The sequence below is a fragment of the Rhizobium sp. NLR16a genome, from assembly GCF_017948245.1.
Classification (GTDB): domain Bacteria; phylum Pseudomonadota; class Alphaproteobacteria; order Rhizobiales; family Rhizobiaceae; genus Rhizobium.
Window position 1 is genome coordinate 232,768 of record NZ_CP072865.1, and the last position, 19,409, is coordinate 252,176.

Annotated in this window: 24 protein-coding genes; 7 read left to right on the plus strand and 17 right to left on the minus strand. The window is 61.9% G+C overall.

The features are described 5' to 3' along the window. Positions 1–122: 122 nt before the first annotated feature. From J7U39_RS01010 to J7U39_RS01020, 3 genes are all read right to left on the minus strand, one after another. Entirely contained in the window at positions 123–386 is a 264-nt protein-coding gene (locus J7U39_RS01010; protein ID WP_008533181.1) for a DUF2312 domain-containing protein, read from the minus strand. Positions 387–477: 91 nt separating this feature from the next. Continuing rightward, positions 478–783, minus strand: a complete 306-nt coding sequence (locus J7U39_RS01015) for a DUF1244 domain-containing protein (protein ID WP_210629875.1) — start codon at positions 781–783, stop codon at positions 478–480. A 27-nt stretch (positions 784–810) separates the two neighbouring features. Then, positions 811–1,599 carry an N-formylglutamate amidohydrolase gene (locus J7U39_RS01020; protein ID WP_210631562.1) on the minus strand — a complete coding sequence of 263 codons (789 nt, stop codon included), beginning with the start codon at positions 1,597–1,599 and terminating at the stop codon, positions 811–813. Positions 1,600–1,798: 199 nt separating this feature from the next. Between J7U39_RS01020 and J7U39_RS01025 the strand changes: the two genes are divergently transcribed. From J7U39_RS01025 to J7U39_RS01035, 3 genes are all read left to right on the plus strand, one after another. Next, positions 1,799–2,284 carry a DUF1036 domain-containing protein gene (locus J7U39_RS01025; protein WP_011426762.1) on the plus strand — a complete coding sequence of 162 codons (486 nt, stop codon included), beginning with the start codon at positions 1,799–1,801 and terminating at the stop codon, positions 2,282–2,284. Next, positions 2,284–3,723: a pyruvate kinase gene (pyk, locus tag J7U39_RS01030; RefSeq protein ID WP_210629876.1), complete on the plus strand. Its 1,440-nt coding sequence runs from the start codon at positions 2,284–2,286 to the stop codon at positions 3,721–3,723. Before J7U39_RS01025 ends, pyk begins: the two co-directional genes overlap by 1 nt. Before the next feature lie 122 nt (positions 3,724–3,845). Continuing rightward, a complete protein-coding gene (locus J7U39_RS01035) occupies positions 3,846–4,481 on the plus strand; it encodes a LysE family translocator (RefSeq protein WP_210629877.1) in 636 nt (211 codons plus the stop codon). Positions 4,482–4,483: 2 nt separating this feature from the next. Here J7U39_RS01035 and J7U39_RS01040 read toward each other — a convergent pair whose 3' ends face one another. The 3 genes from J7U39_RS01040 to J7U39_RS01050 are packed head-to-tail and all read right to left on the minus strand — an operon-like array spanning position 4,484 to position 5,849. Continuing rightward, positions 4,484–5,035, minus strand: a complete 552-nt coding sequence (locus J7U39_RS01040; RefSeq protein ID WP_210629878.1) for a DUF4865 family protein — start codon at positions 5,033–5,035, stop codon at positions 4,484–4,486. After that, positions 5,032–5,433 (minus strand): cupin domain-containing protein, encoded by a 402-nt coding sequence (locus tag J7U39_RS01045; protein ID WP_207243468.1) that lies wholly within the window; start codon positions 5,431–5,433, stop codon positions 5,032–5,034. Before J7U39_RS01045 ends, J7U39_RS01040 begins: the two co-directional genes overlap by 4 nt. Then, on the minus strand, positions 5,430–5,849 hold the full coding sequence (locus J7U39_RS01050) for a tautomerase family protein (protein ID WP_207243467.1): 420 nt from the start codon (positions 5,847–5,849) through the stop codon (positions 5,430–5,432). The genes J7U39_RS01045 and J7U39_RS01050 overlap by 4 nt, the downstream gene beginning before the upstream one ends. A gap of 119 nt (positions 5,850–5,968) precedes the next feature. On the opposite strand from J7U39_RS01050, the gene J7U39_RS01055 reads away from it, so the two are divergent. Beyond that, positions 5,969–6,865 (plus strand): LysR substrate-binding domain-containing protein, encoded by an 897-nt coding sequence (locus tag J7U39_RS01055; RefSeq protein ID WP_210629879.1) that lies wholly within the window; start codon positions 5,969–5,971, stop codon positions 6,863–6,865. A gap of 59 nt (positions 6,866–6,924) precedes the next feature. Here J7U39_RS01055 and J7U39_RS01060 read toward each other — a convergent pair whose 3' ends face one another. From J7U39_RS01060 to J7U39_RS01095, 8 genes are all read right to left on the minus strand, one after another. Next, entirely contained in the window at positions 6,925–7,899 is a 975-nt protein-coding gene (locus J7U39_RS01060; RefSeq protein ID WP_210629880.1) for a threonine/serine dehydratase, read from the minus strand. Between the two features lie 123 nt (positions 7,900–8,022). Next, a complete protein-coding gene (gene ggt / locus J7U39_RS01065; RefSeq protein WP_210629881.1) occupies positions 8,023–9,759 on the minus strand; it encodes a gamma-glutamyltransferase in 1,737 nt (578 codons plus the stop codon). Positions 9,760–9,883: 124 nt separating this feature from the next. Next, the gene (locus J7U39_RS01070) at positions 9,884–10,939 is read right to left on the minus strand and encodes an alpha/beta hydrolase (RefSeq protein ID WP_210629882.1); all 1,056 of its coding nucleotides are present in this window, start codon (positions 10,937–10,939) and stop codon (positions 9,884–9,886) included. A 115-nt stretch (positions 10,940–11,054) separates the two neighbouring features. Further along, the gene (locus tag J7U39_RS01075) at positions 11,055–11,669 is read right to left on the minus strand and encodes a hypothetical protein (protein ID WP_210629883.1); all 615 of its coding nucleotides are present in this window, start codon (positions 11,667–11,669) and stop codon (positions 11,055–11,057) included. A gap of 108 nt (positions 11,670–11,777) precedes the next feature. After that, positions 11,778–11,903, minus strand: coding sequence for a type B 50S ribosomal protein L36 (gene ykgO, locus J7U39_RS01080; RefSeq protein ID WP_003582204.1), 126 nt, complete (start codon positions 11,901–11,903; stop codon positions 11,778–11,780). 164 nt (positions 11,904–12,067) lie between these two features. After that, positions 12,068–13,144 (minus strand): 5-(carboxyamino)imidazole ribonucleotide synthase, encoded by a 1,077-nt coding sequence (locus tag J7U39_RS01085; protein WP_210629884.1) that lies wholly within the window; start codon positions 13,142–13,144, stop codon positions 12,068–12,070. Further along, the gene (purE, locus tag J7U39_RS01090) at positions 13,141–13,635 is read right to left on the minus strand and encodes a 5-(carboxyamino)imidazole ribonucleotide mutase (protein ID WP_210629885.1); all 495 of its coding nucleotides are present in this window, start codon (positions 13,633–13,635) and stop codon (positions 13,141–13,143) included. The genes J7U39_RS01085 and purE overlap by 4 nt, the downstream gene beginning before the upstream one ends. A 16-nt stretch (positions 13,636–13,651) precedes the next feature. Then, positions 13,652–13,855 (minus strand): DUF465 domain-containing protein, encoded by a 204-nt coding sequence (locus tag J7U39_RS01095; RefSeq protein WP_010028538.1) that lies wholly within the window; start codon positions 13,853–13,855, stop codon positions 13,652–13,654. A gap of 227 nt (positions 13,856–14,082) precedes the next feature. On the opposite strand from J7U39_RS01095, the gene J7U39_RS01100 reads away from it, so the two are divergent. After that, positions 14,083–14,256: a DUF465 domain-containing protein gene (locus J7U39_RS01100; RefSeq protein ID WP_008533139.1), complete on the plus strand. Its 174-nt coding sequence runs from the start codon at positions 14,083–14,085 to the stop codon at positions 14,254–14,256. Between the two features lie 195 nt (positions 14,257–14,451). On the opposite strand, the gene J7U39_RS01105 is transcribed toward J7U39_RS01100, so the two are convergent. Next, positions 14,452–14,712, minus strand: a complete 261-nt coding sequence (locus J7U39_RS01105; RefSeq protein ID WP_003552646.1) for a metalloregulator ArsR/SmtB family transcription factor — start codon at positions 14,710–14,712, stop codon at positions 14,452–14,454. Between the two features lie 67 nt (positions 14,713–14,779). After that, on the minus strand, positions 14,780–15,544 hold the full coding sequence (locus J7U39_RS01110; RefSeq protein ID WP_210629886.1) for a sulfite exporter TauE/SafE family protein: 765 nt from the start codon (positions 15,542–15,544) through the stop codon (positions 14,780–14,782). A 108-nt stretch (positions 15,545–15,652) separates the two neighbouring features. Between J7U39_RS01110 and J7U39_RS01115 the strand changes: the two genes are divergently transcribed. Further along, entirely contained in the window at positions 15,653–16,306 is a 654-nt protein-coding gene (locus J7U39_RS01115; RefSeq protein ID WP_210629887.1) for a thiamine phosphate synthase, read from the plus strand. 10 nt (positions 16,307–16,316) lie between these two features. Beyond that, entirely contained in the window at positions 16,317–17,399 is a 1,083-nt protein-coding gene (locus J7U39_RS01120) for a tetratricopeptide repeat protein (protein WP_210629888.1), read from the plus strand. 122 nt (positions 17,400–17,521) lie between these two features. Here the strand turns inward: J7U39_RS01120 and J7U39_RS01125 are convergent, their stop codons facing one another. Next, on the minus strand, positions 17,522–19,264 hold the full coding sequence (locus tag J7U39_RS01125) for a chemotaxis protein (RefSeq protein WP_210629889.1): 1,743 nt from the start codon (positions 19,262–19,264) through the stop codon (positions 17,522–17,524). Positions 19,265–19,409: the final 145 nt, after the last annotated feature.

A 19,409-nucleotide genomic window follows, 5' to 3' on the forward strand; every position in this document is an offset into this window, starting at 1 on the left:
AGTGATCCGGCGGTTTTTCTTCTGACTGTTCGAACGTTTGAACAGTTGGTCGGCAGCAGGATCCGGCGCAAAAGAAAAGCCGCCGGAGGCGGCGGCTTTCGATAGCAGCGATGTCGGCGAAATCAGCCTTCCGGCGGCGCTTCGATCATGCCGAGCGCATGCAGATAGGTGTCGAGGATTGCTTCCTCCTCCATGCGCTCCTGCTCGTCCTTTTTGCGCAGCGCCACGACCTTCTTCAGAATCTTGGTATCGAAGCCCATTCCCTTGGCCTCGCCATAGACGTCCTTGATGTCGTCGGCGATGGTCTTCTTTTCTTCTTCCAGCCGTTCAATGCGCTCGATGAAAGCGCGAAGCTGATCGCGGGCGACGCCATGAGCATCAGACATCGTGTTCTCCTGATTTTTCGGTGATCAATTTTGGATGCACGTGACTGCCGCGAAGCGGCGTCACGGTCAAGCCCGTTAAAGGCCAAGCGGACTATTTGTGTGGCTTGTTCAGCTCAAATGCCGCCTTTTGCACAGGTGAGGCCTCCTTCTGGTGGAGGTTCTTCCAGTCCTCATAGGGCATGCCGTAGATCATCTCGCGCGATTCGTCCCGGCTGATCGGAACACCTTGGGCCCCGGCGGCCTCGCGATACCAGTTCGACAGGCAGTTGCGGCAGAAGCCGGCCAGGTTCATCAGATCGATGTTCTGGACGTCGCTGCGGTCACGAAGATGTGCGATCAGACGGCGGAAGGCGGCGGCTTCGAATTCGGTCTGTTGTTCCTTGCTGAGCGCGGTCATCTCGCTCTCCTTTCATTCCATGGGCCCTCAATAGGGGCCGGTGCGCGACTGGTGGACGTCGTATTCGTGCAGGGCCGGATCGGCATTCATCGCCGCAAAAATCGGCGCCAGGCGCTCGGCCCATGCCGATATGCCGGCTTCATCAGCGATCAAATCCTGACGCACTTCGAGCAGGGCATGCGGAATGCCTGTCACCATGCAATGGCGGTACATGGTATCGCCCTTCAAAGCGCCGTCATAGGGTTCGTTGTCGCCGACGACGAGATCGGGATCGGCGCGAAGCATATCGAGCAGCGGGCCGACGGCGCGCCGGTCACTGTCCCAGAGAACGGCGGCGTGCCAGGGTCGGGGAATGCTCTTCCACGCTGGCGTGAAAGAGTGCAGCGACAGTACCAGCGGTGCCTTGCCGGTGCTATTCGCCACGGTGTCGATCGTGCCTGCCACGGCATCGTGGTAGGGCCGATGAAAGGCTTCGATCCGGTAATTCCATTCCTGCGGCGTGATTGGGTGATTGCCTGATATCACGGCGCCGTCCGAGATCTTCATGATCAGCGTCGGGTCGTCCTCCCCGCGGTTCGGGTCGATCAGCAGGCGCGAGAAACCGCCGAGCACTGCCGGTACGCCGAGCTTCGCTGAAAGCTGTCGCGTCAGGCCCTCGATGCCGATGTCGTAGGCAATGTGGCGGGCAAAGGCCGACCCAGGCAGGCCGAGCCTCTCATACCGGGCGGGAAGACGGTTCATCGCGTGATCGGCGATGATCACCATGCCTTTATCATGTTTTCCGGGTAGAATTTCGAAGGATTGAAAGTCGTCCATGAAGGAATTGCCGTTGATCATTGCGCAGTCGTGCCCAGTGATTGCATGCGCCCGCGACCGGTTCAAGCGTGACAGGCGGCGAGAGCGGATATGAACCTCCGCAGCCAGCTATGAAAGGGAATATAATCGATTAGCATTGCGTTGACTTTCGGATGAGGGCGGCGCAAGAAGACACGGATACGAATAACCGTGGAGCTATTTGGGAGCCGTGTTGATTCAAGCCGCGCCAAGTTTCCTCACGCGGTCCGGACCGTTGGTCCGACTCGCCCTGTTTGCTCTTGCAGCCGCCATGCCGTTCTTCATCGCAGATGCCGCACGCGCCGATTTTCGCGTCTGCAACGGAACGCAAAATCTGGTCGGGGTGGCAATCGGATACAGGGCCAAGGACGGCTGGATCACGGAGGGTTGGTGGCAGGTGCCGGCAACGACTTGCGCCACGCTGATCGAGGGAGAATTGCAGTCGCGCTATTATTACCTCTACGCAGAGGACGCCGCCCGGGGAGGACGGTGGACGGGGGACGTGCAGATGTGCGTGGCGGAAAACGAATTCAAGATTTCGGGCGTGCAAGATTGTTATGCCCGGGGTTACCAGAAGATGGGATTCAAGGAATATGACACGGGCCGCCAGGGCAGCTGGATGGTTCAACTCTCCGACACCCCAGGGACGCAAGAAAGTCAGAATTGATGAAGCGTAATCGCAAAGTTAAAATCCTCGCCACCCTCGGGCCCGCCTCCGCCGAGGAATCGATGATCGAGAAGCTGCACCAGGCCGGTGCCGACGTCTTCCGCATCAATATGAGCCATGCGAGCCACGACCTGATGCGAACGCTCATCCAGCGCATCCGCTCGGTCGAGGCGCGCTCTGGCCGGCCGATCGGCATTCTCGCCGATCTGCAGGGACCGAAGCTGCGCGTCGGCAAGTTTACCGACAGCAAGGTCGACCTGAAACCCGGCCAGACCTTCACGCTCGACAACAATGAAGCGCTTGGCGACGCCACGCGCGTCTACCTGCCGCATCCCGAGATCCTGGAATCGGTGCAGCCTGGCCACCGTCTGCTGATAGACGACGGCAAGCTCGCCCTGCGCGCAGAAAAATGCGACGGCAAGAGCATCGTCACGACGGTGATCTCCGGCACGCGCATTTCCGACCGCAAGGGAGTCAGCCTTCCCGACACGCTGCTTGGCGTCGGTGCGCTGACCGACAAGGACCGTTCCGATCTCGATGCCGTGCTCGCCACCGACGATGTCGACTGGGTGGCGCTTTCCTTCGTCCAGCGCCCGGACGATCTTGCCGAGGTGCGCAAGATCGCCCGCGGCCGCGTTGGTCTGATGTCGAAGATCGAAAAACCGCAGGCTCTCGAGCGGATCGAAGAGATCATCGAGCTTTCCGATGCCTTGATGGTCGCCCGCGGCGATCTCGGCGTCGAAATGCCGCTCGAATCGGTTCCCGGCATTCAGAAGCAGCTGATCCGCGCCTGCCGCCGGTCGGGCAAGCCGGTGGTCGTCGCCACGCAGATGCTGGAATCGATGATCTCGGCGCCGGTTCCGACGCGCGCCGAAGTTTCCGACGTCGCGACCGCCGTCTTCGAAGGCGCCGATGCCGTCATGCTCTCGGCCGAATCGGCCTCGGGCGACTATCCCGTCGAGGCCGTCTCGACCATGGCGTCAATTGCCGGCGCCATCGAGCGCGAGCCGCATTATCCCGGCATCATCTATGCCCAGCGCGCCCAGCCGGAAGCGACCGGCGCCGATGCGATCTCGCTTGCCGCCCGCCAGATCGCCGAGACGCTGAAGCTGTCGGCGATCGTCTGCTACACCTCCTCCGGCACGACGGGCCTGCGCGCCTCGCGCGAGCGCCCGCAGGTGCCGATCCTGGCATTGTCGCCGATCATCAAGACGGCGCGCCGGCTTGCCGTCGTCTGGGGCCTGCATTGCGTCGTCACCCATGATGCGACCGATCTCGACGACATGGTCAACCGCGCCTGCCGCATCGTCGCCGACGAAGGGTTCGGCAAGCCAGGCGATCGCATCATCATCTCGGCCGGCGTGCCGCTCGGCACGCCCGGCGCCACCAACATGCTGCGCATTGCCTATATCGGATCGGACGGCCAAAGCGGCATCTGATCCGATCGCACCCCTGATGAAGCCCGCTGCCTGACGAGGCGGCGGGCTTTTTTGTTGCTGGGTCCGGCATTGCCAAGGGTTGCGGCGCGTGCAAGTCTCGGTCCAGGTTTGGAGGGATCACAATGGATGTCGTCACGCTTATCGCTTTTGCAGCCGTTTCCTTCGTCGGCATCGCGACACCGGGGCCAACGGTGCTGCTGGCGCTGACCAACGGTTCAAGGCATGGCCTGCGCCGCGCGGTCGCCGGCATGATCGGCGCGGTGCTTTCCGATTTCGTGCTGATCGGCGCCGTGGCGGTCGGGCTCGGGGCGCTGCTTGCGGCATCGGAATTCTGGTTCTCGATGCTGAAATGGGCGGGTGCGGCCTATCTCGCCTTTCTCGGCATCATGCTGCTGCGCTCGAAAGGCACCATCGATGCGGCGTTGAAATCTGGCGAGGCGCCAGGCGGGCGATCGGCCTTTTCGATCGGCCTGAAGAGCTTCATGGTCGCGGCGACCAATCCGAAAGGCTACCTGTTCTTCTCGGCCTTCCTGCCGCAGTTCATCGATCCCACCCAGCCACAGCCGGGGCAGTATGCGCTTCTGGCGCTCATTTTTGCCGCGATCGATTTTATTATTATGTTCGGCTACGCCTTCTTCGGCTCGCAGGCGGTACGCTTTCTGAAGACCTCTGGCGCCTTATGGCTGGAGCGGGCATGCGGCGGAGCGCTGCTCGCCCTTGCCGGGTCGCTTGCCTTCTATCGCCGGGCAACAACTTGATCTCAGCGAGGCAGGGACAGGTGGCCAACACGAAAGGCTTGCGTGTGCCCACCGATCTCGGGCATCTCTTTCCATAGCCTGAAGCGCACGCGCGTCCAGGTCGTCGGTTCGAAGCCGGAGACGGAGGCGAGCGCGCCTGCTTCCAGATCGGCTACGGCTTCTGCGCTTTCGGCCCGGCGGGTATCGGCGAGCGGCGAGTAGGGTTCCGTCTGCATGATATCGCGGGTGGCAAAGGCCGCTGCTGCGATATCGGGAGAGACGGCCGCCTGCCAGACAATCCATGTCCTCACCTGAGGCCAGCCGAAGGCGCCGGTGAGCGCTTCGAAGCCCGGCCCGCAGAGGAACTCGTTTGCTCCTTCGGGCTTCTGCCAGAGATAGAAGGGTGCGTAGAGGTTGTCGCGGCCGCCGAATTCGTTCCTGCGTGCGCTGAGATAGGCCTTGAAGCCGAGATTGGGGAAGCCGTCGAGTAATGGTCCCTTTTCGCGGATGCGGCGGTCGATGATCGACATGTCGTAGTCGGCCGGCAGGGTGAAGCTGTATTGCATGCCGATCATGGCCGTGCGTCCACCGGATCCAGCCATTCGACGAAGCTGCCATTGTCCGCCGGCTGGATGCTGATATAGCTGAACGGGCTGTCATCGGCAGCGCCATGCCAGTGGCGTTCGCCGGGCGCAAACCAGACCGCATCCCCGGCACGCAATTCTTCGACCGGGCCGCCCTCGTTCTGAGCCAGGCCTTGTCCCGAAAGGACATAGAGCAACTGCCCCCTGGGATGGGTGTGCCAGCGGGTGATAGTGCCGGGATCGAGGGTTGCGCGCATCGCAGTGTTTTCACCGTCGGCGCCTTCGAGCAGCATCTCGACCCAGAAGGGCGCGGTTGCCACGCCTTCGGGCGAGCGGACCACCTTGCCGGGACGGCTGACGGTCATCGTTTTCGGGTTCGAAGCGCTCATTGCCGGCCTCCTGCTACCCGCAGTCGCCAGTCCGGATCGGTCATCTGGGCGATGCCGTTGCCGAAGGACCAGTCATCAGGCGCGCTGGTGCTGATGACGATCATGATGTCCTCGGGCCGAAGGCCGGGCGACACTGCCAGGAGATCCGCGAGCCGCCGGTAGAGTGCGGCCTTCATCTCGGCCGTGCGGGGTCTGCCGATGGTGATCGAGATGTAGACGAAATCGCCGGAGCGCGGACCTGCGAGATAGCTGCGATCGAAGATCAGCTCGTTCTCGTCATGCTGGTGGATGGCCTGGAAGCGGTCGTTTTCGGGCACGTCGAAAGTCTCGACTAGCGCGCGCTGAATATTGTCCGCGAGCGCCGCGAGATAGTCTGGCGACTTGCCTTTGCGAAGGGAAATTCGAACGAAGGGCATTGGGGTTCTCCATGGTTCTGGCCGGTTCCCCGGCCTTGACAATGAAACCATCTCACAGCACGATGATGCTGAAAATCAGAATTTTATGGATTAATGATCCCAAAAACCAGGACTATATGATGCGACGGACGATCTTTGATCTCGATGTGCTTCGGACCTTTTCGACCGGCATGGAGCTCGGCAATTTCGCCAAAGCGGCAGAAAAGCTCGGGCGTTCGACGTCAGCGATCAGTGCGCAGTTGAAGAAGCTGGAGGAACAGGCGGGCACGCCGATCTTCCGCAAGGCGGGCCGCGGACTGGCGCTGACCGATGCCGGCGAAACGATGCTCGGTTACGCCAGACGGCTGCTGGAGCTCAACGATGAGGCGGCGGCGGCCGTACACAGCGTTGAGCTGGAAGGGTGGGTGCGGCTCGGTCTGCAGGAGGATTTCGGCGAGACCTTGTTGCCTGAGGTGCTCGGCCGTTTCGCGCGCGCCCACCCGAAAGTCCGCATCGAGGCGCGGGTGGTGCGCAATGCCGAACTTCTCGAGCGGGTCACCTCAGGCAAGCTCGATCTGGCGCTTGCCTGGAGCGACGGGACGCTGTCGGCGTATTGCGAGCGCATCGGCGAAGTGCCGATGTGCTGGATCGGCCCTGCCGAGGGACAGCCCGGCTGGCATGTGGCAAGCGGCGAGCCGATGCCGCTTGCGTCGCTGGAGGCGCCGTGCCTGTTGCGCAGTGCGGCGACCAGGGCGCTCGATGCGGCGGGAATCTCCTGGCGGCTCGCATTCGTCAGTCCCAGTCTAGGCGGCCTCTGGGCAGCGACGGCGGCCGGCCTCGGTTTGTCCATCCGCACGCCGATCGGCCTGCCGGTGAAGGTCCGGGCGCTCGCGCCAGAGGCAATCGGCCTGCCTGAGCTGCCGAAGCTCGGTCTGGTACTGCATCGAGCGGAAGCCGAGCTGCAACCGGCTGCGGCGCGGCTTGGCGAGCTCGTTCTACAGTCCGTGCATGGCATGCTGCACGGGAGGGCAGGCTGAGATCTCGGATTAACCCCTTGATCGCAGGGTTTTGGCCGATCACGAAGCCGGCCGATAGCTCAGCCGAAGCGTTCCAACGCCATGGCGAAGATGTCGGCATCGACATTGCCGCCGGAGGTGACGGCGACGACTGTATCGCTTTCCAGCGCCTCACCATGGAAAAGAGCGGCAGCCAGCGCCACGGCGCCGCCCGGCTCAACGACGATCTTCAATCTGACGAAGGCGAGCGCCATGGCGCGGAGCGCCTCCTCGTCGGTGACGACGATGCCGGCGCCGGCGAGGCGCTTCAAGATCGGGAAGGTGATCTTGCCCGGCTCCGGTGTGACGATCGCATCGCAGATCGAACCCGACATCGCGGCATTGCGTTCGATCCTGCCGGAGGCGAGCGATCGGGTGGTGTCGTCGAAATTCTCCGGCTCGCAGGGACGGACGCGAAAGCCGGGGGCGCTGGCCTCGAGGGCGAGCGCGATGCCTGACGTCAGTCCGCCGCCGCCGCAGGGAACGAGCACCTCGGCTTCCGTCACACCTTCTTCTTCCGCCTGTTCGGAGATTTCGAGGCCAGTCGTGCCCTGGCCGGCGATGACAAGCGGTTCGTCGAAAGGCTTGATCAGCGTCAGGCCGCGATCGGCGGAGAGCCGCGCGCCGATTTCATCGCGATCCTCGTTGGCGCGGTCGTAGAGCACGACTTCGGCACCGAAGGCGCGGGTGTTGGCGATCTTCAGCTTCGGCGCATCGCTCGGCATGATGATGACGGCGGGCACGCCGTGCAGCTTGGCGGCAAGGGCGACGCCCTGCGCATGGTTGCCCGAGGAGAAGGCGATGACGCCGCGCGTGCGTACGGCCGGGTCAAGGCCGGAAACCGCAGACCAGCCGCCGCGAAACTTGAAGGAACCCGAATGCTGCAGGCATTCCGCCTTCACGAACAGCCGCCGGCCGGCGATCTCGTTCAGGAAGGGGGAGGAGAGAAGCGGCGTGCGGCGCGCGCGACCGCGCAGTCGAGCGCGGGCGGCAACAATCATTTCAATGCTGACCATTCGGGAATCGTCCTGCTTGCGGGAGTCGCTCATGCATAAGACGGGGCAAACGGTTTGTGAACGGTGACTTTGTCACCGTGACATGAATGACCATTGCGCCTATGCCCGGCGGCTCGCCGACCGTCAATAGCCGCCTGCTGAGCCTTCCGTCGCGCGGGCGTCCATGGCGCCGTTGTAACGAGCGCCGCTGCCTTTTTCGATGGCGGCAAGGCTTTTGCCGCCGACGAGGATACCAGCGGCCTGGCCCCAGAGCGGGGCGTCGTTGCCGCCGTCGAAGCTATAGCCCATTGCGGCAAGCGTCTTTTCCGTATCCGGTGAAAGCGCATAGGGCTCGAGATAGACCTTGTCGGGCTGCCATTGGTGATGGAAACGTGGCGCGTTGACAGCCTGGCTGATATCCATGCCGAAATCGACGACATTCAAAATCGCCTCCAACGTGATGGTGATGATGCGCGAGCCGCCGGGGCTGCCGATCACCATGAAGGGCTTGCCGTCACGGGTGACGATCGTCGGGCTCATCGAGGAGAGCGGCGTCTTCTTCGGGGCGATGGCATTGGCTTCGCCCTGAACGAGACCATAAAGGTTCGGCACACCCGGCTTTGAGGTAAAATCGTCCATCTCGTTGTTGAGCAGAACGCCGGTTCCGGGCGCGACGACGGCCGCGCCGAAGGAGCCGTTCAGCGTATAGGTGACGGCAACCGCATTGCCCTCGTCGTCAATGATCGAATAATGGGTCGTCTCGTTGCTTTCCTTGCCGCCGAGCGGTTTCAGGTTGGCCGAATTCCCGGCCCTGTAGGAATCGATCTTTGCTGCGATCTCCTTGGCGTAGCTCTTGTCGAGCATTTTCTCGACCGGGTTCTCGACGAAATCGGGATCGCCGAGCGCCGCGTTGCGGTCGACATAGGCGTAGCGCATCGCCTCGACCATCACGTGCACGGTTTCAGCCGAGGCGTAGCCGAGATAGGAGAGCGGATAACCTTCGAGGACGTTGAGGATCTCGCAGATGATGACGCCGCCGGAGGAAGGTGGCGGTGAGGAGATGATGTCGTATCCGCGGTAATTGCACTCGATTGGCTTCAGTTCGCGCACGGTGTATTGCTCGAAATCCTCCTTGGCAAGGATACCGCCCTTGGCCTGGCTCGCTTTGACGATCGCCTCGGCGGGGGCGGCCTTGTAGAAGGCGTCGGGTCCTTTTTCCGAGATGGCTGCCAGAACCGCGGCGAGGTCGGGCTGCGCAAGCTTTTCGCCGGACGCATAGGGCTTGCCGTCCTGTTTCAGGAAAATCTTCGCCGCCGTCTCGTCCTTGGCAAGGCGCTTGGCGCCGCCGGCGAGAATCGCGGCATCGCCCTGTTCCAGCGTGTAGCCTTCCTTGGCGAAGCGGAGCGCCGGTGCGATCAGATCCTGGCGTGAGCGGGTGCCGTATTTCTCCCGCGCCGTCTCGAAGCCCTTGACCGAACCGGGAACGCCGACGGCGAGGTAGCCGTCAAGGCTGGCGCGCGGCACGATATCGCCCTTGCTATCGAGATACATGGTCTTTGTCGCGGCGAGCGGCGCGCGCTCGCGGAAATCGAGGAAGGTCTTGCTGCCGTCTTTCAGGCGAATGGTCATGAAGCCGCCGCCGCCGAGATTGCCGGCCGAGGGATAGACGACCGCCAGTGCATAACCGACGGCGACCGCCGCATCGACGGCGTTGCCGCCGCTCTTCAGCACCTCGACGCCGACATCGGTCGCCAGATGCTGGGCGGTGACGACCATCCCGTGTTCGGCTTCAACCGGTGCGGGCGACGCCGCGAAAGCCGTCGTCAGAGTTAGCGACAAGGCCGATATGACGGAGATCGTCCCGATATGCAGGCGGCCCATGATTTCCCCTCCTATGGACAACAACGGAAAGACATATGGGGCTGCTGCGGTCCGCGGCAATGCGAGGAGCAGGCTTTGTGCGAGGAAGCCGGCCGAATGTCCGACAGGGACACCGCCGGAGAGATCAAACGCCGTGGAGAGCGCCCGGCATCCGCGACGGCTGGATTTGGATCGCTTGATCGCGGTGAGAGGCGGCGAGCCGCTCTTCGGCACGGCGGGCGGCCGCCTGGAGGTCGCGGGGCTCGCCGGCGATCTTTTCCATGGCGGCGATAGCGACGTCGGTGGCCAGATAATCCGGCTTATGGCCGACGCCGCCGACCGTAACGAGTTCGGAACCTGGTATATCGCGGGCGAGGCCGCGCGAATGCAGGTGTTCCCAGACGATCTTGTCGCGGTCGCCCGTGATGATAACGGTCGGCGCGGTGATCTGCGAGTAGAGCGGCGACTGCTCCTTCACATAGGCGAGCAGTCTTTTGAAATCGGCGGCATTGTTGTGGAAGGTGCGCGGGCGCAGCACCAGCGACGGGCCGGTTTTTTCGATGTAGTCGGCAGGCCGTGGATTGGGACGGAAAACGTTCAATGTGCCGCGCTCCAGCCGGCTCAGTCCAAGCGGAACGACGATGGCGTGGTTGAAGAGCCAACCGATGACCGGCACGGTCGCCACGTGGTAATACCAGTCGATGCCGCCGGGCCACGGATGGGTGGCGGGTGCGAGGAAGAGCAGACCAGCGGTCTTATCCGGATGGCGCAGTCCGAAGGCGGCGGTGATCGCGCCTCCGAAGGAATGGCCAACAATGATCGCCTTCTCGATGCCGCGCTTTTCCATCAGTCGAGCGATTGCATCGGCCTGGCCCGAGGGTACGGCGTTCTCAGGGCCGCCGCGCTCGGAATAGCCGTGACCGGGACGATCGACGAACAGCATTTCCGCCCGGCCTTCGAGCGGGGCGCGAAAGGCGACGAACTGATCGAGCAGATTGCCGCTGGCGCCGTGAATGAAGACGAGCGCCGGCAGGTCCGCATTTTGGGGACGCTCGACATGGACGGCGTTCATGCGGTAGCCGCCGACATCCGTCAATTCACCGATATTCGGATAGGTCCGTTCGAATTGCCGCGCCTTATAAGAAGAGTAACCGATGGCGGCGGCGAGCGGGGCAAGAAGGGCGGAAACTTCGGCAAGCATGATCTTAACGGCGACAGTCGATGGATTTTGCGAGGGGCGGCGGTCGCGTCAAATTGCCCTCGACAGGTTCTAAAATTGCGCGCTCCGGCCGAAGGTCAAGCTTGATCGGCCGGCTTCAGGTGCGATTGCCGGCGAGTTTTTCCGCAAGCATGTTGACCTGCTCCTGCGCAGTGCGATCGGCGGGATAGATATCGAGGAACCGTTCCCAGGCCTTCAGGGTCAATTGATCGTTGCCGGAATTGCTGAGGATCGCGGCCATGCCGGAGAGCGCGCCGAAATGGCGCGGCTCGATATCCAGCACATGCTCGATGTCGGACATCGACTTGCGGTAATTGCCCATGACGAAATTCAGCGTGGCGCGGCGATTCCAGCTCTCGGCATAATCGGGCTTGAGGGCAATCGCCTCGTCGAGGAAATCGAGAGCGGCGGGATTGCGCTTTTCCTCAATCGCCTTGTCGGCCCATTGCATCAGTAGGTTCACGGTCGCGCTGCCGGAATCATTCCATTCCAGACGAATTTCGTTGGCAATGCTGCTGGCCTTGTCAGGATCACGCTCGCGCTTCAGCTGGCTGAAGAGCTGGTCGAGACGCTGCTTCGGCGAACTATTGGCATCCCTCCGCTCGACAATGAAGTTGTTTTCCGCCGCGGTGGCCGGGAACGGGGAGGTGGAGAGGATGAAGGCGAGCGGCAGCACCGCTGACGTCAAAGCAAAAAAGCGCATGGCGGACATATTAGCCCGCCAGCGCCGAAGATCAAACAAATTAGACGTGATCACCGCAGCGACCCACCGGATGTCCGTCGGCGCAATCTGCGCGGCGCACAATCCGGATTCGCGCAATCAGCCCTGACGAGCCTTGTAGCGCGGGTTCAGCTTGTTGATGATGTAGATGCGGCCCTTGCGACGAACCAGACGGTTGTCACGGTGACGAGCCTTGAGCGACTTGAGCGAATTCTTGATCTTCATTTTTCTGATCCGCGATCTCTATGGGGGAATTCACATTCGCCCGTAACTTTAACAATCAAAAGCGCGCCGTCGGGGCGCGCTCTTTAGGTGGGGGTGCAGATACCTCGTCACCTCCAGCGTGTCAACCACGTGACGGTGTTTTTCCCAAGCCGCAGGACCGTTTCTCACCGCGAAACCGGCAATTTCGGCGCCAATGTCGTGACATGACCCATCTTGCGGCCGGGGCGCCACTCGCTCTTGCCATAGAGGTGAACCAGCGTGTCGGGACGTTGCAGCCAGTCGCGGACGGCAAGGATATCGTCACCGACCAAATTCTGCATGACGCAGTCGGAGTGGCGCTCGCCATTGCCGAGCGGCAGGCCGGCGACAGCGCGGATATGTTGCTCGAACTGGCTGACGACGCAGGCGGCTTCCGTCCAATGACCGGAATTGTGGACGCGCGGCGCCATCTCGTTGGCGATCAGGCCGCCATCGGCAAGCACGAAGAATTCGATGCCGATCACGCCGACATAGTTCAACGCGGCGAGAATCTTTTCGGCCGATCGACGAGCGGCCTCCGCTGTCGTCGCCGAGATTGCGGCCGGAACGGTCGAGGTATGGAGGATGCCGTTGCGGTGGACATTCTCGGCGGGATCGAAGCAGACGACCGTCCCATCCGCGGCACGCGCGGCGATGATCGAGACCTCGCGCTCGAAGGCGACGAAGCTTTCGAGGATGAGCGGCACGGCCCCGAGCGCGGCATAGGCACCGTCAGGATTGTCGGCGGGCGAGCGGAAAACCTTCTGCCCCTTGCCGTCATAACCGAGGCGGCGGGTCTTCAGCACGCCCTGGCCGTCGAAATCTTTCAGCGCGGTTTCGAGATCTGCCTGGCTGTCGACCGCATGAAAGCGAGCGGTTGAGATGCCGCAGCCGTTGAGGAAGCGTTTTTCGACGAGCCGATCCTGGGCGGCCTCAAGCGCCTTGGCAGGCGGATAGACGGCGATGCTTGCCGAGAGCGCTTCGGCGGCTGCGACGGGCACGTTTTCGAATTCGTAGGTGACGACGTCGCAGGCGTCTGCCAGTTCGGCCAGTGCCGCCGGATCGTCATAGGCGGCAACGATCTGCCGGTTCGCCAGTTGGGCGGCGGGGCAGTCGAGCTGCGGCTCGAGGATGACAGTGCGGAAATTCAATCTGGCGGCGGCGATGGCCAGCATGCGGCCGAGCTGGCCGCCGCCGACTATGCCGATTGTTCCTATGGTCATTGGTTGTCCATTGGATATTCGGCGACGGCAGCACTCTGGCGCTCGCGCCATTCGTCGAGCCTGTCGGCAATCTCTTCGTCGGAAAGGGCCAGCACGGCGGCGGCGAGAAGAGCGGCGTTGACCGCACCCGCCTTGCCTATGGCGAGGGTCCCAACCGGAATGCCGGCCGGCATCTGCACGATGGAAAGAAGGCTGTCCTGGCCGGACATGGTCTTCGACTGGACCGGCACGCCGAAGACCGGCAACGGCGTCATCGATGCGGTCATGCCCGGCAGATGCGCCGCACCGCCAGCACCGGCGATGATGACCTTGAAGCCTTCCGCACGGGCGCCCTTGGCGAAATTCATCATGCGCTCGGGCGTACGATGCGCTGAGATGATGCGCGCATCATAAGCGATTTCCAGCGCTTCCAGCGTGTCGGCCGCGTTCTTCATGGTCTCCCAATCGGATTGGCTGCCCATGATGATGGCGACGAGTGGTCTATCTGTCATCCTGCGGCGGTTCCTTTCAGGCAATGATGTCGGGAACGATCTGGTCTTCCAGCTTGGAGAGCTTGTCCTTGATGACGAGCTTTTTCTTCTTCATGCGCTGGATTCGCAGAGCGTCGCATCCGGTCTCGATCATGGCGTTGATCGCAGCGTCGAAATCCTCGTGCTCCTGGCGCAGACGCGCCACCATGAGCCTGATTTCCGCCTGTTCCTGATCGGCCATATGCATTCCCCGTTATCGTCCTCGGACCTTGTCCGATCTGCCGATGATTTCCGCAAGCTCCTATCACCAAATACGGGTAACGGCTAGTTAGTCGTGATCATGAATTTGCCATCGCATCTTCATCTTTTGGCCTTCGACAAGCCTTCAAAAATATGTCACAGTCCGCCCGTTGACACCTTGATCCCCGACGACGATGGTCGGGGAGGGTAAGAGGAAGGAAGGGTCAAATGACAGTTGAAGCTCATCTTGAATCACTCCAGAAAAAGCATGTTGCTCTCGAGGAGGAGTTGCATGCACTCAGAACAGCTCCTTCTATCTCCGATACAGAAATTGCCGAATGCAAGCGCCGCAAGCTGCGCATCAAGGACGAGATTCAGCGTCTCAAGTCATCCGTCCATTAATCTTCCCAAGGGTCGCCGGGCGATCATCTTGCGCAAGAGGTAAATCCATCCATTCCGCCTAAAATTTGCAAGAACCGGTGATCACACCAGAATTGCGCCAGCCCGATGCTTGTGACGTCGCGGCTGGCGCGTTTGCGTCTGCTTGCAGCAAAAGGGCGTTTTCATGATGCGTCAGGGGTGTGATCGGAGGCGCGGTCAGGCCCAGAACTGATCCAGCCACAGATTGAGCTTGTCAAAGCCGCGGTTGTTGACCGCGTAGATGCGTTTCGTACCTTCCGAGGTCACGGAGACAAGATTGCTGTCGAGCAGTGCCTTCAGGTGCTGCGAGACAGCGGGCCGACTGATCGGCAGGCCCTCGGCAAGCTCGTTGACCGTGCGCGGCGCGCGCCGCAATTCCTCCAGCAGAAAGCGCCGGTTCGGGTCGGCAATCGCAGAGAAGGGGTCCGTGTTCGACATGGCAGAAACGCTACGTCAAACCGGCCGTTGCAGCAAGGAAATTGTGCATTGCAGCGTACTGCCGCCCTTACCAGCCGAGGCCCTCGCGTATGATCAGAAAGGCCGCGATCAGCGCCATCGCATACATGAAAGGATAAAAGATCTGCGGCTTCATGCGGCGCACGCACCAGGCCCCGGCAAGGGTGGCGAGCGGCGCGAAAGGCAAGAGCGTGGCGGAGGTCGCAAGGTTCTGCGTGTCGAGCTGGCCGAGGGCAAAGTAGGGAATGAGCTTGATGGCGTTGAGGATTGCGAAGAAGCGCACGCTGGTGCCGGTATATTCGCGCGGCTCCAGTTTGAGCGGCAGGGCATAGATCTGAAACGGCGCGCCGCCGGCATGGGCGACGAAGCTGCCATATCCGGAAAACGTTCCCCAGAGGGCGGCAGCGACCGGCCGCTGTCCGTGCGGCGGGATCGTCTTGCTGGCGCCGGGGCCGAAATTGTTCCAGAAATAGCGCAGGCAGAAGAGGATCGTCACCGCGCCGATGACGACGCGCAGGACATTGCCGGGAACAAGCGCCGAGGTCGCCCAGCCGAGGGCAATGCCGAGAATTGCGCCCGGCAGCATGATCTTCAGCGTCGCCCAATCGCCATGCCTGCGCCAGATGACAAGCGAGATCATGTCCATGAAGACCAGGATCGGCAGCAGGATTGCCGCCGCCTCGAGCGGCGAGACGACCAGGGCGAGAAAGGGCAGGCCGATCAGCGACAAAGCGTCGCCCATGCCGCCTTTTGCGAGACCAACAAGCAGAACCGCGGGCACGGCGGCGTAGTAGAATGACAAGTCCTGCGGCATGCTTTCGACGTCCTCCTCTTGCAAGCCTCCTCTAACGGAACTACTCACACAAAACGAGTGCGGATCCGTCTTTTCGAGAAGGGAATTCGCAGGAAACGGAAAGACCTCATGACCGAACCCGAAAACCGCTGCCGCCTGGTGCTCATCGTCCCTGATATTGCCGACGCCGATGAACAGGCAAGGATCGTCACCGATGCGCTGAAGGGCGGCGATGTCGCCTCCGTCATCGTGCCGCAATACGGGCTCGACGACGGCGCCTTCCAGAAACATGCCGAAAAGCTGGTGCCGGTGATTCAGGATGCGGGGGCCGCCGCGCTAATTGCAGGCGACAGCCGCGTGGCGGGACGGGCGAAGGCCGATGGCCTGCATATAACCAGCAACGCGCAGGCACTGTCGGAGGCGATCGACAAACACGCTCCGAAGCTGATCGTCGGCGGCGGCAATGCCAGCGACCGGCACAATGCGCTGGAGATCGGCGAAGTCAGGCCGGATTATATCTTCTTCGGCAAGCTTGATGGGGATATCAAGCCGGAGGCGCATCCCAAGAACCTCGCGCTCGGCGAATGGTGGGCCTCAATGATCGAAATCCCCTGCATCGTCATGGGCGGCACCGATCCCGTGTCGGCTCTTGCCGTTGCCGAGACCGGAGCAGAGTTCGTGGCGCTGCGGCTGGCGGTGTTCGGGGAGCCCGGCCGAGCGCCATCCATCGTTGCCGAGATCAATGCTCTGCTTGACGAAAAAGCGCCACGGTTTGAGGATTGAAATCCCGCTCATGCCGATCCTGCCCGCCCGCCCTTTGAAATATCTGCTTGCCAGCATAGTCGCCCTCACTGCGGGCGGGTCTGATATCGCCGTGGCGCAGGCACCGGACAGCGTCATCAGCCAGCCCGGCGCTGCGCCGGCGTCAAGCTTTCGTACCGACCGGCACACCAACGGGGATGTGAAGCCCTCGGACGGTGTCGGCGTTTTTGATCGCATGGGCGCGAAGCTGCCCGACCTCCCGCCCGAGAAAGATTACAAAGGTCCGATCGACGAGGCGTACGGCGCCTATCAGCGCGGCTATTATCTGGCGGCGATGGACAAGGCGCTGCCGCGCGCGCAGCTCGGCGATCCGGCGGCGCAGACGCTGATCGGCGAAATCCTCTCGCAAGGCCTCGGCGTCAAGAAGGACGTGAAAGGCGCTGCCTTCTGGTACGGCAAGGCGGCCGAAGGCGGCGATCCTGCGGCGATGTTCAAATATGCGCTCATGCTGATGGAAGGCCAAGGTGTGCCGCGCGACAAGGTCAAAGCCGACGACTATATGCGCAAGGCGGCCGAAGCCGGCAATCCTTCGGCCGAATTCAACTGGGCGCAGATTGTTGTCGCCGACAATCCCGGCGAAAAGGGGCTGAAGCTCGCGCTACCGTTTTACGAGAAATCGGCCGAGCAGGGCATTGCGGATTCGCAATATGCCGTGGCGCAGATCTATGCGACGCTGAAGGATCTGCCGGAGGAAAAGAAGCAGCTCGCCCGCGAGTGGATGGCGCGCGCCGCGCGCGCCGGCTTCGACACAGCCGAGCTCGATCTCGGCATCTGGCTCGTCAACGGCGTCGGTGGTCCCAGGGATTACGTCAAGGGTTTCGAATGGCTGAAACTTGCCGCCAATGGCGGCAATGTCGTTGCCCAGAACAAGCTTGCGCATCTCTACATCAACGCCATCGGCACGCCGCCGAATCCGATCGAGGCGGCGAAGTGGTATGTGCTGTCGCGCCGTGCCGGGCTTGCCGATCCGGCGCTGGAAGATTTTTATCTCGGGATCGAGGACGATCAACAGAAGGCGGCGATCGATGCCGCCAACAAATTCCGGCGGCGATAGCCGCCGCGTGTTTCATTCTCTAAAGCATGTCGTGATCCTTCAGATTCGCTTATCATGCTCTCGGTCTTTGGTTTTCCGCATGTCTTTATCGCAAACCGCTGCACAGTTTTGCGAGACATGCGCTAGAAAAGCGCGTCGGCGAAAAGATCCACGTCATTTTCGGTTTTGGCGGTCTCGGCGGGCGCTGTAATGTTTTCATTGCTTGCCGGGATGATGTCGCGATGAATGTTTCGCTCCTGGACCATCGTGTAGAGCTTGAAGATCTTGCGGTCGAGCGGTGCGATGGCCTCCGCGAGATCAGAAATATCGGCGACATCGATGCCGGCGACGCCTTTGAGCACATCGGCGCAGCGGGCAAGGACATCGCCGAGTTCGTGCTGGAAGTCGAGCTTGCCGATCAGCAGGCCGATCTTGGCGGCAACCTCGCGGCCGTTTTCGGCGAGCACCTTCAGCTCGTTTTCCATGACATTGGCCGCGGAACGGATGTTGCCGACAGCCGAGGTCAGGCTCTCGTCCAGTCCGCCGGCCGCAGCGTCCGTGGCGGGAGCCACGCGCCCGGCAGCGGCTTCGAGCGCCGGCAGGCCGTTGACGATGGCGTCGGCGGATTCATCGAGCTTGCCGGCGAAGATGCGCAGCTCGGCGGTGACGACATTGATCGACTTGCCTTCCTCGCCAAGCCGGCTGCAGCGCAGATTGGTGTTCAGAGCCATGTAATGGATGTCGGTCCTGACAACGCGGATGTTGACGATGGCTTCGGAAAGCTTGGCGGCCGTGCCGATCGTCGAATGGCTTACCTGGTCAGCCTGCCGGCTTGCCGTGTCAACCTGTTTGACGATCTCGTGGGCGGCGGAAACGCTGGATTCCAGCGCGCGCATGAAATTGCCGCCGGCTTCGCCGCTTTCGGTGCCCATTTGATCGCGCAGTTTGAGGATTTCCCGCATGTCGTGGTCGAAACTCGCAATCGTCTTGACGACGTTTTCCGAATCCCGCTGGAAATTGATCCACATGTCGTTGATCTGCGCCGCGGTCAGATGGTGAACGACATTCTGAAGACGCTGGCGCGCACCGGCGTCGAGCCTGGCGCCATCTTCGCCCGCGAGGAAATCTTCAAGCATCGAAAAGGTTGCCTGTACATGTTCGATGCGCTGACGGGTGATGTCGCCGATCTGCAGGGCCGATAGAGTCGAGCTGACCTTGCTCTGGACGCCGCGTGCGATCGCGCCGACCTCGCGGGCGAGGACACCGAGGTTTTTGCGGTGTTCGGCGATCTTGGCGGCATCGTCGCGCAGGGCTCCGGCGACGGCCGGAACGGTATCGGCGTAACTCCTGGAAACGTTGGCTCCGAAGGAGGCGGCGAACTTGACCTCTTTCTCAAGGCTGTCGAGATGGGCGGCGAAACGATTGACCTCATCGGTGCCCGAATAGATTCGCTCCAGAATCTCCTGAGCAAAGCCGGCGAATTCGGCGAGGCCGGCGCCAGTGATCTTGACAGTCACGGCAAAGGTTCTGAGATAGCGCATCGTCTCCTGCATGTCGGCGACGTGTTTGCGCAGATCCCTGCCGGTGTGCGCCAGCGAGATGAGCGCCTGCTGGCGATTTTCTTCGGTGACCGGCAATGCAGTCAGGATTTCCACGGTGGCGCGGAGATCGGCGCCGGTATCGCTCGCCTCCTTGTCATCGAGTACCTTGGCGACACTTTCGAGCGAGTTCAGCAGACGGTTGAGGACATCCATCACCGACAGCAGCACCGCTCCGCCCTCGAGAAATCGCTCCTCGACTTGGCTGCGGGCGGATTCCAGGATCTGACTGATCTCCCGCCCCGATGTGTAGGCTGCAGCGTTGGATGTTACCAGAGCGTGTGCCACATTTATTACCTTTTCTTAAAACGCAGGCCATTTGACTCTATTTCTACGGGCAGGATGGAAATGTCCGGTAAACGCCCCAGACTCGCCTGCGTTGTGATTAATGAAAGGTGTGAGACGAGGCGGCCGGTGCACCGCATGCCGAAAG

What these genes read in the sequence shown, in the direction of transcription:
- J7U39_RS01070 (WP_210629882.1), bottom strand. Translation starts at nt 10,939, where the DNA reads ATGCTTGCCGAAGTTTCCGCCCTTCTTGCCCCGCTCGCCGCCGCCATC.
- J7U39_RS01010 (WP_008533181.1), bottom strand. Translation starts at nt 386, where the DNA reads ATGTCTGATGCTCATGGCGTCGCCCGCGATCAGCTTCGCGCTTTCATC.
- J7U39_RS01100 (WP_008533139.1), top strand. Translation starts at nt 14,083, where the DNA reads ATGACAGTTGAAGCTCATCTTGAATCACTCCAGAAAAAGCATGTTGCT.
- J7U39_RS01035 (WP_210629877.1), top strand. Translation starts at nt 3,846, where the DNA reads ATGGATGTCGTCACGCTTATCGCTTTTGCAGCCGTTTCCTTCGTCGGC.
- J7U39_RS01050 (WP_207243467.1), bottom strand. Translation starts at nt 5,849, where the DNA reads ATGCCCTTCGTTCGAATTTCCCTTCGCAAAGGCAAGTCGCCAGACTAT.
- J7U39_RS01045 (WP_207243468.1), bottom strand. Translation starts at nt 5,433, where the DNA reads ATGAGCGCTTCGAACCCGAAAACGATGACCGTCAGCCGTCCCGGCAAG.
- J7U39_RS01040 (WP_210629878.1), bottom strand. Translation starts at nt 5,035, where the DNA reads ATGATCGGCATGCAATACAGCTTCACCCTGCCGGCCGACTACGACATG.
- J7U39_RS01060 (WP_210629880.1), bottom strand. Translation starts at nt 7,899, where the DNA reads ATGGTCAGCATTGAAATGATTGTTGCCGCCCGCGCTCGACTGCGCGGT.
- J7U39_RS01015 (WP_210629875.1), bottom strand. Translation starts at nt 783, where the DNA reads ATGACCGCGCTCAGCAAGGAACAACAGACCGAATTCGAAGCCGCCGCC.
- J7U39_RS01075 (WP_210629883.1), bottom strand. Translation starts at nt 11,669, where the DNA reads ATGTCCGCCATGCGCTTTTTTGCTTTGACGTCAGCGGTGCTGCCGCTC.
- J7U39_RS01105 (WP_003552646.1), bottom strand. Translation starts at nt 14,712, where the DNA reads ATGTCGAACACGGACCCCTTCTCTGCGATTGCCGACCCGAACCGGCGC.
- pyk (WP_210629876.1), top strand. Translation starts at nt 2,284, where the DNA reads ATGAAGCGTAATCGCAAAGTTAAAATCCTCGCCACCCTCGGGCCCGCC.
- J7U39_RS01115 (WP_210629887.1), top strand. Translation starts at nt 15,653, where the DNA reads ATGACCGAACCCGAAAACCGCTGCCGCCTGGTGCTCATCGTCCCTGAT.
- ykgO (WP_003582204.1), bottom strand. Translation starts at nt 11,903, where the DNA reads ATGAAGATCAAGAATTCGCTCAAGTCGCTCAAGGCTCGTCACCGTGAC.
- purE (WP_210629885.1), bottom strand. Translation starts at nt 13,635, where the DNA reads ATGACAGATAGACCACTCGTCGCCATCATCATGGGCAGCCAATCCGAT.
- ggt (WP_210629881.1), bottom strand. Translation starts at nt 9,759, where the DNA reads ATGGGCCGCCTGCATATCGGGACGATCTCCGTCATATCGGCCTTGTCG.
- J7U39_RS01110 (WP_210629886.1), bottom strand. Translation starts at nt 15,544, where the DNA reads ATGCCGCAGGACTTGTCATTCTACTACGCCGCCGTGCCCGCGGTTCTG.
- J7U39_RS01055 (WP_210629879.1), top strand. Translation starts at nt 5,969, where the DNA reads ATGCGACGGACGATCTTTGATCTCGATGTGCTTCGGACCTTTTCGACC.
- J7U39_RS01020 (WP_210631562.1), bottom strand. Translation starts at nt 1,599, where the DNA reads ATGGACGACTTTCAATCCTTCGAAATTCTACCCGGAAAACATGATAAA.
- J7U39_RS01095 (WP_010028538.1), bottom strand. Translation starts at nt 13,855, where the DNA reads ATGGCCGATCAGGAACAGGCGGAAATCAGGCTCATGGTGGCGCGTCTG.
- J7U39_RS01085 (WP_210629884.1), bottom strand. Translation starts at nt 13,144, where the DNA reads ATGACCATAGGAACAATCGGCATAGTCGGCGGCGGCCAGCTCGGCCGC.
- J7U39_RS01120 (WP_210629888.1), top strand. Translation starts at nt 16,317, where the DNA reads ATGCCGATCCTGCCCGCCCGCCCTTTGAAATATCTGCTTGCCAGCATA.